This window comes from Sinomonas terrae, assembly GCF_022539255.1.
Lineage (GTDB): Bacteria > Actinomycetota > Actinomycetes > Actinomycetales > Micrococcaceae > Sinomonas > Sinomonas terrae.
Map to the genome: position 1 here is coordinate 2,919,326 of NZ_JAKZBV010000001.1, position 14,404 is coordinate 2,933,729.

General features: G+C 66.7%; 14 protein-coding genes and 2 tRNA genes. 4 read left to right on the plus strand and 12 right to left on the minus strand.

Annotation, left to right across the window (positions count from 1 at the left end):
* Window positions 1-29: 29 nt before the first annotated feature.
* The 8 genes from L0M17_RS13530 to L0M17_RS13565 all read right to left on the minus strand — a co-directional run bounded on the left by L0M17_RS13530 (window position 30) and on the right by L0M17_RS13565 (window position 7,211).
* On the minus strand, window positions 30-956 hold the full coding sequence (locus tag L0M17_RS13530; protein ID WP_241054549.1) for a phage holin family protein: 927 nt from the start codon (window positions 954-956) through the stop codon (window positions 30-32).
* A gap of 178 nt (window positions 957-1,134) precedes the next feature.
* The gene (locus L0M17_RS13535) at window positions 1,135-1,545 is read right to left on the minus strand and encodes a hypothetical protein (protein ID WP_241054550.1); all 411 of its coding nucleotides are present in this window, start codon (window positions 1,543-1,545) and stop codon (window positions 1,135-1,137) included.
* Between the two features lie 22 nt (window positions 1,546-1,567).
* Window positions 1,568-1,643: transfer RNA gene (locus tag L0M17_RS13540), tRNA-Asn, on the minus strand.
* Window positions 1,644-1,683: 40 nt separating this feature from the next.
* Window positions 1,684-1,756, minus strand: a tRNA-Asn gene (locus L0M17_RS13545).
* Window positions 1,757-1,821: 65 nt separating this feature from the next.
* Window positions 1,822-3,729, minus strand: a complete 1,908-nt coding sequence (gene dnaG, locus L0M17_RS13550) for a DNA primase (RefSeq protein WP_241054551.1) — start codon at window positions 3,727-3,729, stop codon at window positions 1,822-1,824.
* Window positions 3,730-3,818: 89 nt separating this feature from the next.
* Window positions 3,819-5,120, minus strand: coding sequence for a deoxyguanosinetriphosphate triphosphohydrolase (locus L0M17_RS13555; protein WP_241054552.1), 1,302 nt, complete (start codon window positions 5,118-5,120; stop codon window positions 3,819-3,821).
* Complete coding sequence (dusB, locus tag L0M17_RS13560) at window positions 5,104-6,297, minus strand: tRNA dihydrouridine synthase DusB (protein ID WP_241054553.1); 1,194 nt, start codon at window positions 6,295-6,297, stop codon at window positions 5,104-5,106. Before dusB ends, L0M17_RS13555 begins: the two co-directional genes overlap by 17 nt.
* Entirely contained in the window at window positions 6,294-7,211 is a 918-nt protein-coding gene (locus L0M17_RS13565) for a hypothetical protein (protein WP_241054554.1), read from the minus strand. The genes dusB and L0M17_RS13565 overlap by 4 nt, the downstream gene beginning before the upstream one ends.
* A 242-nt stretch (window positions 7,212-7,453) precedes the next feature.
* Between L0M17_RS13565 and L0M17_RS13570 the strand changes: the two genes are divergently transcribed.
* Window positions 7,454-8,101 (plus strand): NADPH-dependent F420 reductase, encoded by a 648-nt coding sequence (locus L0M17_RS13570; RefSeq protein ID WP_241054555.1) that lies wholly within the window; start codon window positions 7,454-7,456, stop codon window positions 8,099-8,101.
* 7 nt (window positions 8,102-8,108) lie between these two features.
* Here the strand turns inward: L0M17_RS13570 and L0M17_RS13575 are convergent, their stop codons facing one another.
* The 3 genes from L0M17_RS13575 to L0M17_RS13585 are packed head-to-tail and all read right to left on the minus strand — an operon-like array spanning window position 8,109 to window position 11,757.
* Window positions 8,109-9,362 (minus strand): YibE/F family protein, encoded by a 1,254-nt coding sequence (locus tag L0M17_RS13575; protein WP_372498020.1) that lies wholly within the window; start codon window positions 9,360-9,362, stop codon window positions 8,109-8,111.
* A 3-nt stretch (window positions 9,363-9,365) separates the two neighbouring features.
* Entirely contained in the window at window positions 9,366-10,349 is a 984-nt protein-coding gene (locus tag L0M17_RS13580) for a GNAT family N-acetyltransferase (protein ID WP_241054558.1), read from the minus strand.
* Window positions 10,350-10,371: 22 nt separating this feature from the next.
* Complete coding sequence (locus tag L0M17_RS13585; protein ID WP_241054559.1) at window positions 10,372-11,757, minus strand: glycine--tRNA ligase; 1,386 nt, start codon at window positions 11,755-11,757, stop codon at window positions 10,372-10,374.
* 84 nt (window positions 11,758-11,841) lie between these two features.
* Between L0M17_RS13585 and L0M17_RS13590 the strand changes: the two genes are divergently transcribed.
* A complete protein-coding gene (locus L0M17_RS13590; RefSeq protein WP_241054560.1) occupies window positions 11,842-12,057 on the plus strand; it encodes an RNA-binding S4 domain-containing protein in 216 nt (71 codons plus the stop codon).
* 3 nt (window positions 12,058-12,060) lie between these two features.
* On the opposite strand, the gene L0M17_RS13595 is transcribed toward L0M17_RS13590, so the two are convergent.
* On the minus strand, window positions 12,061-12,750 hold the full coding sequence (locus tag L0M17_RS13595) for an alpha/beta hydrolase (RefSeq protein WP_241054561.1): 690 nt from the start codon (window positions 12,748-12,750) through the stop codon (window positions 12,061-12,063).
* 150 nt (window positions 12,751-12,900) lie between these two features.
* Between L0M17_RS13595 and L0M17_RS13600 the strand changes: the two genes are divergently transcribed.
* Complete coding sequence (locus L0M17_RS13600; protein ID WP_241054562.1) at window positions 12,901-13,785, plus strand: SGNH/GDSL hydrolase family protein; 885 nt, start codon at window positions 12,901-12,903, stop codon at window positions 13,783-13,785.
* 489 nt (window positions 13,786-14,274) lie between these two features.
* Window positions 14,275-14,403, plus strand: coding sequence for a hypothetical protein (locus tag L0M17_RS22330; protein WP_255731996.1), 129 nt, complete (start codon window positions 14,275-14,277; stop codon window positions 14,401-14,403).
* Window position 14,404: the final 1 nt, after the last annotated feature.

Consider the following 14,404-nt stretch of genomic DNA (forward strand, 5'->3'; position numbering starts at 1 on the left):
GCAACCCCGTATTGCGGTCCTAGACCGATTCAGCTCTTCACCAGCTTGCGCAGGAAGACGACAAAGGCCGTGCTCGAGACCGCGAAAGCGGCGATCGGAGCCCAGCGCTCCCTGACAGCGTCGCCCATCCGGTTCGAAGCGGCCGCGTTCTCCGCCCTCTCCTCAGCCGACGGCAGGGCCTTCTGGGTCTGAGTCTGACCCGTCCGAGTCTGAGCTGGGCGAGCCTGAGCAGCCGCCCGCGCCTTGGCAAAGGCCGACGCGCGAACGCGGAAGAAGGCCGCCCTCGCATCCTCGGCGAGCCCCTCCGCTTGGCGCTTGACGTCAAGCTCTTCGACGAGTCCATCACGCACGTCAAGCATGTGGTTGCGGCGCTTGGCGAGCCGGTCCCGCAGCTCGGCCTCTGTCGGGGTCGGGGGCTTGACACGTCCGTGAGCGCGATCGTCGGCTGCCTTCTCCATCTTCGCCCTTGCCGCCGCCGCTTCCTTCTCGGCTTTCGCTCGCTTGTATTGGATCGTCGTGGGATCGAGAACCCGGGGATCGAAGTCGCGGCCGTCCTTGATGATCGCGAGATCATAGCGCAACCCGCGCACGGCGTCGGCCGGGTAGAGAGGCATTGCCTTCTTGACGCGCCCCATACCGATGAGTGCGGCGACCAGGAGGATCAGAAGGCATGCGGCGCCGACGATGAGAGCGGCAAGCCAGCCCGGCATGATCGTCGCGAGGCCGAGGATGGCGGCGACGACGAGCGCGATGACGAGCAGACCGAGGAACACCAGCGCAACCCCGAACAGTGCGGCTCCGATGCCGGCTTGGACGCCACGGTCCTTGAGCTCGTATTTGGCGAGCGCGATCTCGTCGTTGAGCTGGCGGGGTGCCAACCGCGCCGCCTGGCCCATCAGGTCCGGCAGCGCCGCAAGGCGCGGTCGCCTCTCGGCAACCGTGTGGCGTCCACTCATCGCTGGGCCCCTTCCCCTTCGGCCGTGTCTCGGCAGCCAGTTTCTCCGGCGTGACCGCGTGGCGGTCCGTCACCAAAGCTACCATTGCCCCCGACCGTCAGGGGTCAAGCAACGAAGCCCTCCGTGAGCCAATCGGCGGTTGTCAGTAGAAGAGGCATCTTCTCAGCCGATCGCGGTTTCAGCCGATCGCGCCGAAGGCCGTCTCGGCCACGAGGAACTGCTCCGCCGCTTCGACCGCGGCTGCAAAGGCGTCCGCGTCGGTTGCCGAACCTCGCGGCCCCCGCGGCTGCCACTCATGGCGTGCGGTCAGGACTGGTTCGAGCCCGTCTCCGGGCGGGGCGTAGTAGATCGCGAAGCGCTGGACTGGCCAGCCTGCTGGGGTCTCGGGAGCAACAAGCACGGCGGCCTTCGCGGAGTAGTTGATCCATTGAGCGATCGGGCGACGATGGTCGCGGACGAACATTCCGTCGGCGTAGTGCTCGGCGGACCCGTCGCCGTAGATCCGCTCGTAGCGCACCCGCCAGATCGTCAGCAGAGGCCCTTCATAGCGGGTCCATCCGGCGGGCAACTCGCCCTTCCGCGCGGCCATGGATCAATGATATTCCGCGAGATGGCTCCCCCGACTGGACTCGAACCAGTAACCCTTCGATTAACAGTCGAATGCTCTGCCAATTGAGCTACGGGGGAATGGATCGCCCACCCGTTTCAAGGGCAGCACGATTCCAAGCTCCCCCGACTGGACTCGAACCAGTAACCCTTCGATTAACAGTCGAATGCTCTGCCAATTGAGCTACGGGGGAAGGCGCAACGCGGTCAAGATTAGCAGGCAGCCGCCGCTGATCGGAAATCGGCCAGTAAGGTCCGTTCAGTCCCGCTGGCGAAGCCGGCGGCGCCGCAACTCGAGTTCCATCAGCTCACGATTGAGCCGTTGGTGCTCCTCGACGGGACCGCTGGGATCCATCCGCTGGAGCTGCCCCATCAGCTCGGCCTTCCGCGCGGTGATCTGAAGCTCGAAAAGCCCGGCGAGGATGTCCCGGCAGTAGCGCTCCAGCGACTCAGGGGTCGACGCCGGCAGCGGCGTCACCGCGAGTTCAGCCAGGAGCGGCCACAGAGGCTCGGGCGCTTCGCCGCGGATCCGTTCGATCCACTCACTGGCTCCTTCACTCTCAGCTGGCGGGTGTCCAGCAGCGGTCATCGCGGCATGCACGGCCTGGTACGCCGGCGCCGTGAAGCGTGCTTGGCCGAAATGCTGCCAAGCCTCCTCGTCGAGCGTCCCCGGGTACTGGAGAGCCACCTCGAGCGCCTGCCGCTCCATCGTGGCGACAGGGTCCCGAGGGTCGGGCCGAAGGTTTCGGCCAGGGGCGAAGGCGGAGCCTGGAACACCACCGGAAGCTGGCCCAGCGGAATCTGGCCCAGCGGAACCTGGCCCACCAGACGCCTGCGACGACGCACGACGGCCCGCGGCGCCCACGGCGCGGGAGACGTCGTCGGGCGCCATGCCAAGCCATTTGGCGAGTTCCCGTGCGTAGGCAGGGCGGATGGCATGGTCCCGAATCTGGGCGACTACGGGCGCTGCCTCGCGCAGCGCCGATACGCGTCCTTCGACCGTGTTGAGATCGTGCTTGCGCAGTGTTGCCTGGATCGCGAACTCGAAGAGCGGCCGACGCGACTCGATGAGGGCCTGTACGGCGGCATCACCGCGGTGCTGTCGCAACTCGCACGGATCCATTCCGCTCGGCTCAACGGCCACGAACGTCTGCGCCACGAATCTCTGGTCCTCTTCGAACGCCTTGAGCGCTGCCTTCTGCCCAGCCGCGTCGCCGTCGAAGGTGAAGACCACCTCTCCCCCCGTCCCGTCGTCCGAAAGGAGCCGACGGGCGATCTTGATGTGCTCACTGCCGAACGCCGTACCGCAGCTCGCGACAGCGGTGTCGATTCCTGCAAGGTGGCATGCCATGACGTCGGTGTAGCCCTCGACCACAACGAGTTGGCGTTTCTTGGCGATGCTGCGTTTCGCAAGGTCGATGCCGTAGAGCACCTGCGATTTCTTGTAGAGAGTCGTCTCGGGAGTGTTGAGGTATTTCGGCCCCTGATCGTCATCGAACAGCCGGCGGGCGCCGAAGCCGATGACGTCCCCCGCGATGTCCTTGATGGGCCAGATCAAGCGGCCTCGAAAGCGGTCGTAGATGCCTCTATTGCCCTCGGAGAACATTCCGGTGAGCTTGAGCTCATCGTCTCGGAAGCCCTTGCCGCGCAGATGCTTGAGCAATCCGTCCCAGCCCTGCGGGGCGAAGCCCACACCGAACTGCTCTGCCACGGAACGGTCAAAGCCGCGCTCGAAGAGAAATTGGCGACCCACGGCAGCGGCTGGGCTCAATAGCTGCTCCCGGAAGAATTCGGCAGCGATCTTATGAGCGTCGAGCAGTCTCTGCCGACGCCCCACTTCCTCACGGCGCGGCCCGGCGCCCTCTTCATAGTGGAGCTCGTATCCGATCCGGGCGGCGAGCTTCTCGACTGTCTCGGCGAAGCCAGTATGGTCCAGCTTCATGACGAAGCTGATGACGTCCCCGCTCTCGCCACAGCCAAAGCAGTGATACGTGCCAACCTGCGGGCGCACATGGAAGGAAGGAGTACGCTCGTCGTGGAACGGGCACAGCCCCTTCCAGGACCCGATGCCTGCGCCCTTGAGCGTGACGTAGCCCTCCACGACCTCGCGTATGTCAGTGCGGGAGCGCACCTCTGCGATGTCGTCGGGTTTGATCAGGCCTGCCACGCCACCTCCTCAGTTAGTCGTCGTTAGTCATCAGCAAGCCGGTCCCCAGCTACTCGTCAGCAAGCTCGCCGTCAATCTTCGGTTTTGGGCTACCAAAGGCTCGGAAGGCTCCCTACGAGACGCTCGTACCACGCGAGCGCCGACGCATCGGTCAGCGACGCCACCTGGTCAATGACGACCCGAAGCCGAGCCGAGTCATCGGAGGCCGCGCGCCAGTCGGCAGCGAACATCGGCTCAAGGTGGCGATCGTCGGTAGCGCTGAGCGCGGAGACGAGCGAGTGAAGCACCTCTCGCTGGCGCTCGTAGATGGGCTGACGATGGTCCGTCGTCATGACGAACGTCGTGGCGAGCCCCTTCATCACCGCAATCTCGATCACCGTCTCCTGAGGCACAACAACCTCGCCCGCGTAGCGCGTGAGCGGAGAATCGCCGTAGGCAGCGCGCGTGAGCTTGAGGGCGCTGTCACAGAAGCGGCCGATGAGCTGGCTCGTCATGTTCTTGAGGGCCGCCATCGCTTTTCGGGAGCCATCCGCCTCGAGCACCCACACGGGCGTCGACTCGAGACGCGCCAGAGCGGCGTCGATCTCGCCGGCGTCGTTGTGGGGAAGGTACCACTGCTGGGTGTAGCCGATGACGCGAGCCCGGTGATCCGGGTTCGCCATCCACCGGAGCTGGAACTTGCCCGCCACGATGGCGTCCTCGACGTCGTGGACCGAATACGCGATGTCGTCCGAGAGGTCCATGACCTGAGCCTCGATGCAGCTCCGACCCACGGGAGCGCCCTCGCGAATCCACTCGAAGATTTCGAGATCGTCCTCGTAGGCGCCGAACTTGCTCGTGCGCTGCCCGTGGACAAGCGGCGCGTCCCGTGCCATCCAAGGGTACTTGCAGGCTGCGTCGAGGCTAGCCCTCGTCAGGTTGAGCCCTGCCGGACGCCCATTGGCGTCCAGCACTTTGGGTTCTAGCCGGGTGAGGAGCCGGAGGGTCTGTGCGTTGCCTTCGAAGCCGCCGATTCGATGCGCGATCTCGTTGAGCGCGCTTTCGCCGTTGTGCCCGAAGGGCGGGTGCCCGAGGTCGTGGCTCAGGCATGCTGCGTCGACAACGTCCGGATCGCACCCGATAACGCGCCCGAGTTCACGGCCCACTTGGGCGACCTCGAGCGAATGTGTGAGCCGGGTCCGGACGAAGTCATCGGTGTCCGGTGCAACGACCTGGGTCTTCGCCCCGAGGCGGCGCAGCGCCGAGGAGTGGAGCACCCGTGCCCGGTCCCGTTCGAAGTCGCTGCGGTAGCTCTTCTTACGCGGCTCGTCCACCCAGCGGCGGCTGTCTTCCTCGGTATAGATGCCGAGCACGTGCCGCCCGTCCTTGAGCACCTCAGCCACCGGACACATCCAGCTCGGCGGCGGCGATGTCCCGGGTCTGGTCGTGGTTCATCGATCGGCTTTCCAGCCAACGGTCGGGAAGCGCAGGACGCTTCGGCGAACCAGCGCGGCCGCGCGGCCCCTCAGCATCGACGCCCGGGTACGGGGCGTCGTCGTCGAGCTCGTCGAGGAGGGTGCGCAGAACAGCGAGCGTGGGAACCTGAGCGAGCTTGGCGCGGAGCTCCCCGCCCACCGTGTAGCCCTTGAAGTACCACGCGACGTGCTTCCTGATGTCCCGCAGTGCCTTGTCCTCGTCCTCGAAGTAGTCCACGAGAAGCTCCGCGTGCCGGTAGAAGGCTGCGGCCACTTCGCCGAGTCCGGGGCGAATGCGGCCGGCCCTGCCCTCGAACGCAGCCTGCAAGTCGCCGAACAGCCACGGACGCCCTTGGCAACCGCGCCCGACGACGACCCCATCCACTCCGGTCTGGCGCACCATGCGAATCGCGTCCTCGGCACTCCAGATGTCGCCGTTTCCGAGGACCGGGATGTCGGGGAGCGCCTCGCGGAGGCGTGCGATGGCATCCCAGTCCGCCGTTCCGGAGTAGAACTGCGCGCAGGTGCGGCCATGCAGGGCGACCGCCGCGACCCCCGTATCCCGTGCGATGCGCCCGGCCTCGAGGTAGGTCAAGTGGTCGTCGTCGATACCCTTGCGCATCTTGATGGTCAGCGGGACATCGCCGCGCTGGGCCTCACGGACAGCGGTCGTGACGATCGAGGTGAAGAGGTCGGTCTTCCACGGCAGAGCGGACCCCCCTCCCCGTTTCGTGACCTTAGGCACCGGGCAGCCGAAGTTGAGGTCGATGTGATCCGCCCGGTCCTCCTCGACGAGCATGCGGACTGCGCGCCCGACTGTCACCGGATCAACACCGTAGAGCTGGACCGAACGGACCTTCTCATCGTCGTCATGGGAGATCATCCGGAGGGACTCCGGGTGCCTCTCGACGAGGGCGCGGGAGGTCACCATCTCGGACACGTAAAGTCCGCCGCCGAACTCCCGGCACAAGCGCCGGAAAGCCGTGTTCGTGATGCCTGCCATCGGCGCGAGGACCACCGGCGTCGTGATCGTAAGGCGGCCAAGCCGAAGCGGTGGGAGCACGAAGCGGGCAGGCGCAGAGGCCTCGGGAGGAGCGGTGGACACAGCATTCACCCGTCTATTGTGTCAAATGCGGAGATCCCCTCGATGACTCCCTCGGGTGAGACAGGGAGCACGGGATGGCCGGGGCGCCACCAGAAGAGCTCTTGGGTGAGCGGAGCGATCTCGTCCTCGCCGAGGATGGCCGCCAGATTGAGGACGCTCTGCGCGTCCTCAACCGTCGCACGCGGGCCGAGGACGTGGATGCCGAGGATCCGATGCGCTGGAGCGCAGAACAGCACTCCTCTCGGTCCGATCTCAAGACCCAGCACGTCCATAAGGCGGCCAGGGTAGGCGAGCCACGCCGCCTGTCGGGGATGCTCGGACTCGCACACGAGGACGTTCGCCCCCGAAGGCGAGGCATACACCGTGAGCTCGCCGAGGCCGGCTTCGAAGAGGTTGGCCTCGGCGGCCTCCCACGCCGCCTCCGCTCCCCCGGCCTTCGAGAGGTGGATGTCGGCGATGAACGCCGAAGCCTGACTGTGCCGGACTGCGAGGAGGAGCGGCATGTCTCCGACCCACCGGGCATAGCTGTAGTCTTCGGCCAGCCGTGCCTCGGGAATGCGGCCCGGCGCGGAGAACCGCGGGAAGATCTGCCTGCGCAATTCCTCGCGGTCGAGATGCGGCGGCGCAGCGAGCGCACTCTCGATGAGCTGTCCGACGATGTCCGCTACGAGTCCGGGCCAAGCATCCTCCCCTACCCGACGCGCCTCCCGGGCGATCGTCGTGAATCCGAGAGTCGCCCCTGGAGGCCGGAAGGGACCGCCGGTGATGACGATGTGGCTCCTTCGGTCCCATGCGCGGTAGCCGAGCCCTCGAATTGCATCAACGCAGTGGCTTCTCAAGCGATCGGCGCGCCCCACCGTGAATCCCTCGATGTAGCGGTCGGCGGAGTCCGCACTCGCCTCGACCGCCCGTGTGCTTCTCAACCTCGCTGCTTTGCCCATGGTCTCCCCCATATCCCTGGTCTCCCGCAGTGGGTGTTTCCCCCACTGCTTCGACGCTACGGGACCGCCGACCCCTCGTGGGGGCCGGCGGGGGCGTATGTGGATAACTCCTACGGAACTGCTAACTCCTACAGAACTGATAACTCCGACAGAATCCCCGCCCCGGTTGGCACGACAACCGGCGCCGATGGGAATAGTTCACGGCCCTCGCGGTTGCACCCGACATGACAACGATTGGTTTCATCGGCAGCGGACACATCGGTTCCCAGCTCGCGCGCCTCGCGGTGCGCTCCGGGTACGACGTCGTCGTGAGCAACTCGCGCGGACCCGAGACCCTGTCAGGCCTTGTGGCCGAGCTCGGTCCGCACGCCAGGGCCGCGACGGCCAGCGAGGCTGCGCGCGCCGCGGACATCGCGGTCGTGACAATCCCGCTCAAGAACCTCGAGAAGGTGCCGGTCGACGAGCTCGCTGGCAAGACCGTCATCGACACCAACAACTACTACCCTCAGCGGGACGGCTCGATCCCCGAGCTGGACTCCGAGCAGACGACGACAGCAGAGCTGCTCCAGGCGCACCTCCCGTCATCGCACGTCGTGAAGGCCTTCAACCACATCTACGCTCGCGACCTCACCGGGGATTCGCTCCCGGCGGGATCGCCGGACCGCCGCGCGCTCTCGATAGCGGGCGACGACGAGGGCGCGAAGGCCCAAGTTGCCCATCTCATCGATGAGTTCGGCTTCGACGCGGTCGACGCCGGGCCGCTCGCCGAGGGTTGGCGCATCCAGAGGGACACACCCGGATACGGCCCGCGGCTCGACAAGGCTGGCCTCACGAAGGCCCTCGCCGAGGCAAAGCGCTACCGGGACATGTAGACGCGCCTTACCCCGCGGTTTCGGGGGCGGCTGCCGGGGCGAGCCGAGCCGCCCCCGTCGCTTTGACGACGGCGACCGCGACCGCCGTCGTCAACGGGATCGCGAGCACAAGCCCAATCGAGCCGACGAGCGTCCGGACGACCTCCTCGACGAGTTCGGGGCCGGTGAGCGCTTCGAGCAGCGGGCGTTCGTAGAGCATGACGAGCAGAAGCGCCGGAAGGGCCGCGCCCGCATACGCGAAGGCGATCGTGTAGACGGTCGAGGCGATGTGGTCGCGCCCGATCCGCAGCGCCGACGAGAACAGCCTCCTCGCGGGTGTGCGAGGAGCGAGTTCGTACAGTTCCCATACGGCGGAGGCCTGAGTGATGGTGACGTCGTTGAGTGCCCCGAGACTGGCAATGACGAGACCGCACAGGATGACGCCTGAGATCGAGAGCCCTCCTCCGAGGCTCACGAGGGAGGCGGCGTCGTGGGAGCCAACGCCGGTCAGGTTGCCGGCATCGACCGCCCACGACGCAAGGAGGGCTGTCACTCCAAGCCCGAAGATTGTCCCGAGGAGCGCCGTGGAGGTCCGAGCCGAGATGCCGTGCGCGAAGTAGAGCACGCCCATCATGATCGCGGTCGAGCCCACGAGGGCAAGCAGGAGCGGCGGTTTCCCCTCGACAAGGCCGGGGAGGACGAAGAGGGCTAGCACGGCGTAGGCCCCCGCGAGTCCGACGAGCGCCCGCAGACCCCGCCACCGCGCGACCGCAACGACGACAAAGGCGTACAGTCCTGCGAGCAGGAGGACGGGAACCGTCCGCACGAAGTCGACGAAGACGTACGACGGCGCCGCCGGCGCGCTCGCTGCAGGAGTCGCCGAGGGCTGCTGGAGCCTGGAGAGGTTGAGGTACCGGATCCTGTCCCCCGCCTTGACGCCGTGCGAGACCATGACATCCGGATTCATCGCCACGGCGACAACAGGGCCCCCGGCTTCCGGCTGCGTCACGGCGACAGCGCACTGCGAGGCCGGCTGGCCGTCTGCGCACCCTGACTGACCGACCGTCTGGACGGTGCCGGTGTCGATCGACACTCCTTGGGCGACGGCGTACGGGTTCGAGAGCTTGAGATCACCGTGATCGCCGGTCGGCCAGAGGAGGACCATCGCGACGAGGGTCGCGACCCCTAACGGCCCGAGGATCGCGGCGAGGATCCACGCCGCGCGTCGACGCGCGACCAGCCCGGCCGCTGTGAGCACGTGCCCGCTGTGACCCGCGCCCACCCGTCAGTCACCGAGAACGAGCGTCTCAGGACCGACTTGTGCGGCGGCCCCTGCCTCCAAGAGGGGATCGACAGTGGCGCGGACGGCCTCCATCGAGTCGTCCACCTCGAGCAGCACTGGGTGCTGGTAGGCGATCAAGGCGAGCAAGCCTCGCACCGCCTCTCGCGCGTCGTCGGGATCGAGCTCCGTGTTGTGCCCGAGCAACACTTCGCTGGGCTCCGCGTCGTCGTCCGCCGGGACCGGCGACGCGTAGCTGACCGCGAAGGCCCGCAGCCTGCCCTTCTTCTTGGCGGGAGCGCCTGAGCCGAACGCGCTCTGCGCCGGGGCCCGCAGCACGACGGCTCCGTGGGCACCCGAGGCGTCGGAAAGAAAGAACTGCTGAGCCTTTCCGATGCTCAAGGGGGCAGGCGGGTCCCACCCGTGCACGGCGGCGTAGTAGCGCGCGACGGCGTCGCTCAGCTCGACCGAACCGGTCGCCAGCTCCTGGACGAGCTGAGAGCTCTGCTCCTCCGAGCCGTCGCCGAACACAGGAAGCTTGAGGGTTCCGGGGCGGATGACAACCTGGCGCGAGCGCTGCAGCGCGGCGAAACCACGCGCGAGTGCGAACGCCTCCCCGGTGCTGCCCGCGGCCACCTTGGTGCGAAGGGGCCGTGACCCGCCCGGGGCGAGCAGTGCCGCCTCCCGGACGCGACGGAGCAGCTCGGTGCCCACGCCACGGCCGCGATGATCCCGCGCGACCTCGACATAGGCCCACAGCCGCTCCGGGTGCAGGGTGCTCTCGTACACCACCCCAGCGGCTACGGGAATTCCCTGGTCCTCGGCCACGAGGCACCGGCGCCACACGGTGCCCGTCGCGTCGTCGTGGTCCGCATCCGGGGCGAGCTGGCCACGGAACTGCTCCGCGGCCGGACCCTCGGCGTCGCCCCAGATCTGCAGGAGCGTCTGGTCGTCGCCCGTGTGCCACGGACGGTACGTCAGCTCAGCCACGTGGTTTCCGCTCCTCGCCGCGTCAGTTCTTCGCGAGACGCTCGAAGAGGTAGCCCTGGACCTTGTCGAGGGACACCCGGTCCTGGGACATCGTGTCGCGCTCGCGGATGGTCACGGCCTGGTCCTCGAGGGTGTCGAAGTCGACGGTGATGCAGAAGGGGGTGCCTACCTCGTCCTGACGGCGGTAGCGCCGCCCGATCGCGCCGGCGTCGTCGAAGTCGATGTTCCAGTGCTTCCGAAGCTCGGCCGCGAGACCCCGAGCCTTGGGCGAGAGGTCCTCGTTGCGGCTGAGCGGCAGGACGGCTGCCTTCACGGGGGCGAGACGCGGGTCGAGGCGCAGCACGGTGCGCTTGTCGACGCCGCCCTTCGTGTTGGGAGCCTCGTCCTCGGAGTAGGCGTCGACCAGGAACGCCATCATGGAGCGCGTGAGGCCGAACGACGGCTCGATCACGTACGGGATGTAGCGCTCGTTCGTGGTCTGGTCAAAGTAGCTCAGCTCGTGGCCCGACGCCTTCGAATGGCTCCCGAGGTCGAAATCGGTTCGGTTGGCGATGCCCATGAGCTCGCCCCACTCATTGCCTTGGAACCCGAAGCGGTACTCGACGTCGATCGTTCCCGCAGAGTAGTGCGCGCGCTCGTCCTCGGGCACATCGAACTTCCGCATGTTGTCCGGGTTGATCCCGAGGTCCACGAACCAGTTCCAGCACGAGTCGACCCAGTGCTCGAACCACTCGTCAGCCTCCGCCGGAGCCGTGAAGAACTCGATCTCCATCTGCTCGAACTCACGGGTGCGGAAGATGAAGTTGCCTGGGGTGATCTCGTTGCGGAACGCCTTGCCGATCTGGCCGATGCCGAACGGCGGCTTCTTCCGCGAGGCCGTGACGACGTTGTTGAAGTTCACGAAGATGCCCTGCGCCGTCTCGGGCCGCATGTAGTGGAGGCCCTCCGCGTTGTCGACCGGGCCGAGGAACGTCTTCATGAGGCCGGAGAACATCTGGGGCTCCGTCCACTTTCCCGTGACGCCGCAGTCGGGGCAGGTGATGGACTCCATGCCGTTCTCGGGCTGGCGGCCCTTCTTGGAGACGTAAGCCTCAATGAGGTGATCCTGACGGTGCCGCTTGTGGCAGTTGAGGCACTCGACGAGAGGATCGGTGAACGTCGCGACGTGCCCGGATGCCTCCCACACCTGCTTCGGGAGGATGACGGAGGAGTCGAGGCCCACCATGTCCTCGCGGCCGCGGACGAACGTCTGCCACCACTGCTCCTTGATGTTCTCCTTCAGCTCGACGCCGAGTGGACCGTAATCCCACGCGGAGCGGGAGCCTCCGTAGATCTCACCCGCCTGGAAGACGAATCCGCGGCGCTTGGCCAGGGAGACGATCGCGTCCAGTTGGGATTTGGGTGCCAAGACATGTCCTCCATACTGTGCAGGCCGCTGGGTGCGGTCCGGTGATGTCCTCAGTCAAGCCTACCGGCGGTTAAAGTGAGTGCCATGCACGAGGTCGAAATCCGCGAAGGCACCATCCGGCTGGGTCAGCTCCTGAAGCTCGCCTCGCTCGTGGACGACGGCGTCGAGGCCGCCGAGCTCATCCGCAACGGCCTCGTCAAGGTCAACGGCGACATCGAGGAGCGCCGCGGGCGCCAGCTGGCAGCGGGCGACGTCGTCGAGGTCAACGGCGAGAAGGTCCGGCTCGTCGCCCAGACGTAAGGCTCAGGCGAGTACCTTGAGCCTCAGGAACTCGGAGACGTGGGCCATCTCGGGGCCGCTGATGCTGTGCCCGATCCCTTCGTAGACGACCTTCGTGAGGTCGACGTGACCCCGTACCCAATCCAGGGTGTACGCGACCTTGTCCGGCGTGATGACAGGGTCCGCCTGATCACGGCCCCAAAAGAACGGCACGGTCCCCTCGAGCTCGTCGTCGCGCACATAGCCCCACGAACCGAGCCCGTTCTGCACTGCTGGATCGACCGCGAATCCCGAGAGGCCCACGACGGCGGCGAAGTCGTCCGGGCGGCGACGGAGAAGAGTCGTCGCCATCGCCATGCCCATCGAGAATCCGAGGAGTGTGACGGACGGGTGGTCGGTACGGATTTCGTCGAGCCAGCGGAGGACGTATTCGCTGGCCGCCTCGACCTGGGCCAGGTCGAAGTCGTCGGTCGCGACGAGCGGGAACCACTGATAGGCACCGGGGGCGAGGATCTGGGGCGAACGCAATGAGGCGACCGTGAATTCCTCGGGAAGGAGCGGGGCCAGACCCATGAGGTCGGCCTCGTTCGCACCATACCCATGTAGGAGCACGATGAGCGGTGTGCCGGCGCGCTCGCCCTCAGGGCGGCTCCAGAGGACGCGGTGTGCCGGATAGCTTTCGATGTAGCGGGAAACAGTCGAGGCCTCAGTCATGCAGACCATTCTCGCATCTAGTTGAAGCTTCAAGTAGCGAGGTTGCCTCCAAGGACCTGGTTTAAGCCTCAACTATTGCGGGAGGGCACAGACTACGGTTCATTGGCGTTAACCTCCTAAAGAGGGATCAGGAGCGAAACGAGAAGCGAGATGACTCAGACCAGTCAACGCGAACTTGAGCTCGTCGACGGCGAGCGGCACCCCTGGCACCGGTATGTCGCCTTGGGTGACTCCTTTACCGAGGGCATCGGCGACCCCAACCCGGATTCGCCAGGCGGTTACCGCGGCTGGGCCGACCGCCTCGCCGAGGAGCTCGCGCGGAGCCAGGAGGACTTCGCCTACGCGAATCTCGCGATCCGAGGCCGGCTCCTGCAGCAGATCGTCGACGAGCAGCTCGAACCCGCCCTCGCCCTCGCCCCCGACCTCGTGACCATCTCGGCAGGCGGGAACGACCTCCTCCGCCCGGGCACCGACCCCGACCACCTCGCCCTCAAGCTCGACGCCGCCGTCGGGCGCCTCGCCGAAAGCGGCGCGACCGTGCTCCTTTTCAACGGACCCGATGTCGGCTCGACTCCTGTGCTCAGCGCAATCCGGAGCAAGGTCGCCATCTACAACGAACACCTCCGGACTATTGCGGCGCGCCACGACGCGATCATCGCGGATATGTGGAGCCTGCGGCAGCTCTCCGACTCTCGGATGTGGGCAAGCGACCGGCTCCACTTCTCCCCGCTCGGGCACCACACGATCGCCATCATGGCGCTCGAAGCGCTCAACGTCCCGCACGAACTCTCCCCGATGGACCCCGCTCCGCTGCCGAACCGTTCGTGGCGGGCCGCGCGCGCCGAAGACCTCGTCTGGGCGCGCGAGTACTTCGTCCCGTGGGTCATCAGGAGGATCCGGCACAAGTCGAGCGGCGACGGCCTCTCTGCGAAGCGTCCGACGGCGGCGCCTGTGTTCGGGATAGGCGTACCCTTGGGCTCGGGCGACGCATTGACAGGCGACGCGATTCTGAACCAGCAAAGTCAGGGAAAGTAGGAGGCGGCCGTGAGCTTCTTCTGGCTGGTCGTCGTCTTCGGGTGGGTGATCCCCATTGTCATCCGGCGAATGAGCCAAGATCCGCGGCGGCGGCAGATTCCACCGCGCGACCGAGGCTACAACCGGTATGGCGGGTATCCCGGCAACCCATACCCGAGAGGCTTCCCGAATCAGCAACCAGGCGGGCAACAGCCGGGCGGACCACCGGTGGGCCCACCTCCCGGCGAGGCCGTCCCGACACCTCCCGGCGAAGGTGCGTGGTGGCAGCAGCCCATTCCGCCGGGAAGCTTCCCGGGGCAGACCATCCCGGAGCCCGCGCCCAACCATGGGCAGCCTGACCGTGGGCAGCCCTTGCCAGGCCAGACGGGGCGAGAGCAGACTGTGCCAGGCCAGTCAGGGCCTCAGGGTACGCCCGTTCCCCCGCGCCTGCCCGATCAGAGCATGCCAGATCGGTCGATGTCCGGGCAGGGCTTTCCGGAGCCGCCGCCGATGCCCGAGAGTTCGGAGCCTCAGGGCTACCGTGCTCGGAAGCTCGCCGAGCTGGACAGGAAGTTCACGGAGCAGAAGATCTCGCTCGAGGAGTACATGAAGGCCCGGAACGAGGTCATGCGCGGCTGAA

Coding starts and splice junctions, on each gene's coding strand:
- L0M17_RS13600 (WP_241054562.1), top strand. CDS start 12,901: ATGACTCAGACCAGTCAACGCGAACTTGAGCTCGTCGACGGCGAGCGG.
- L0M17_RS13590 (WP_241054560.1), top strand. CDS start 11,842: ATGCACGAGGTCGAAATCCGCGAAGGCACCATCCGGCTGGGTCAGCTC.
- L0M17_RS22330 (WP_255731996.1), top strand. CDS start 14,275: ATGCCCGAGAGTTCGGAGCCTCAGGGCTACCGTGCTCGGAAGCTCGCC.
- L0M17_RS13595 (WP_241054561.1), bottom strand. CDS start 12,750: ATGACTGAGGCCTCGACTGTTTCCCGCTACATCGAAAGCTATCCGGCA.
- L0M17_RS13555 (WP_241054552.1), bottom strand. CDS start 5,120: ATGTGTCCGGTGGCTGAGGTGCTCAAGGACGGGCGGCACGTGCTCGGC.
- L0M17_RS13570 (WP_241054555.1), top strand. CDS start 7,454: ATGACAACGATTGGTTTCATCGGCAGCGGACACATCGGTTCCCAGCTC.
- L0M17_RS13530 (WP_241054549.1), bottom strand. CDS start 956: ATGAGTGGACGCCACACGGTTGCCGAGAGGCGACCGCGCCTTGCGGCG.
- L0M17_RS13535 (WP_241054550.1), bottom strand. CDS start 1,545: ATGGCCGCGCGGAAGGGCGAGTTGCCCGCCGGATGGACCCGCTATGAA.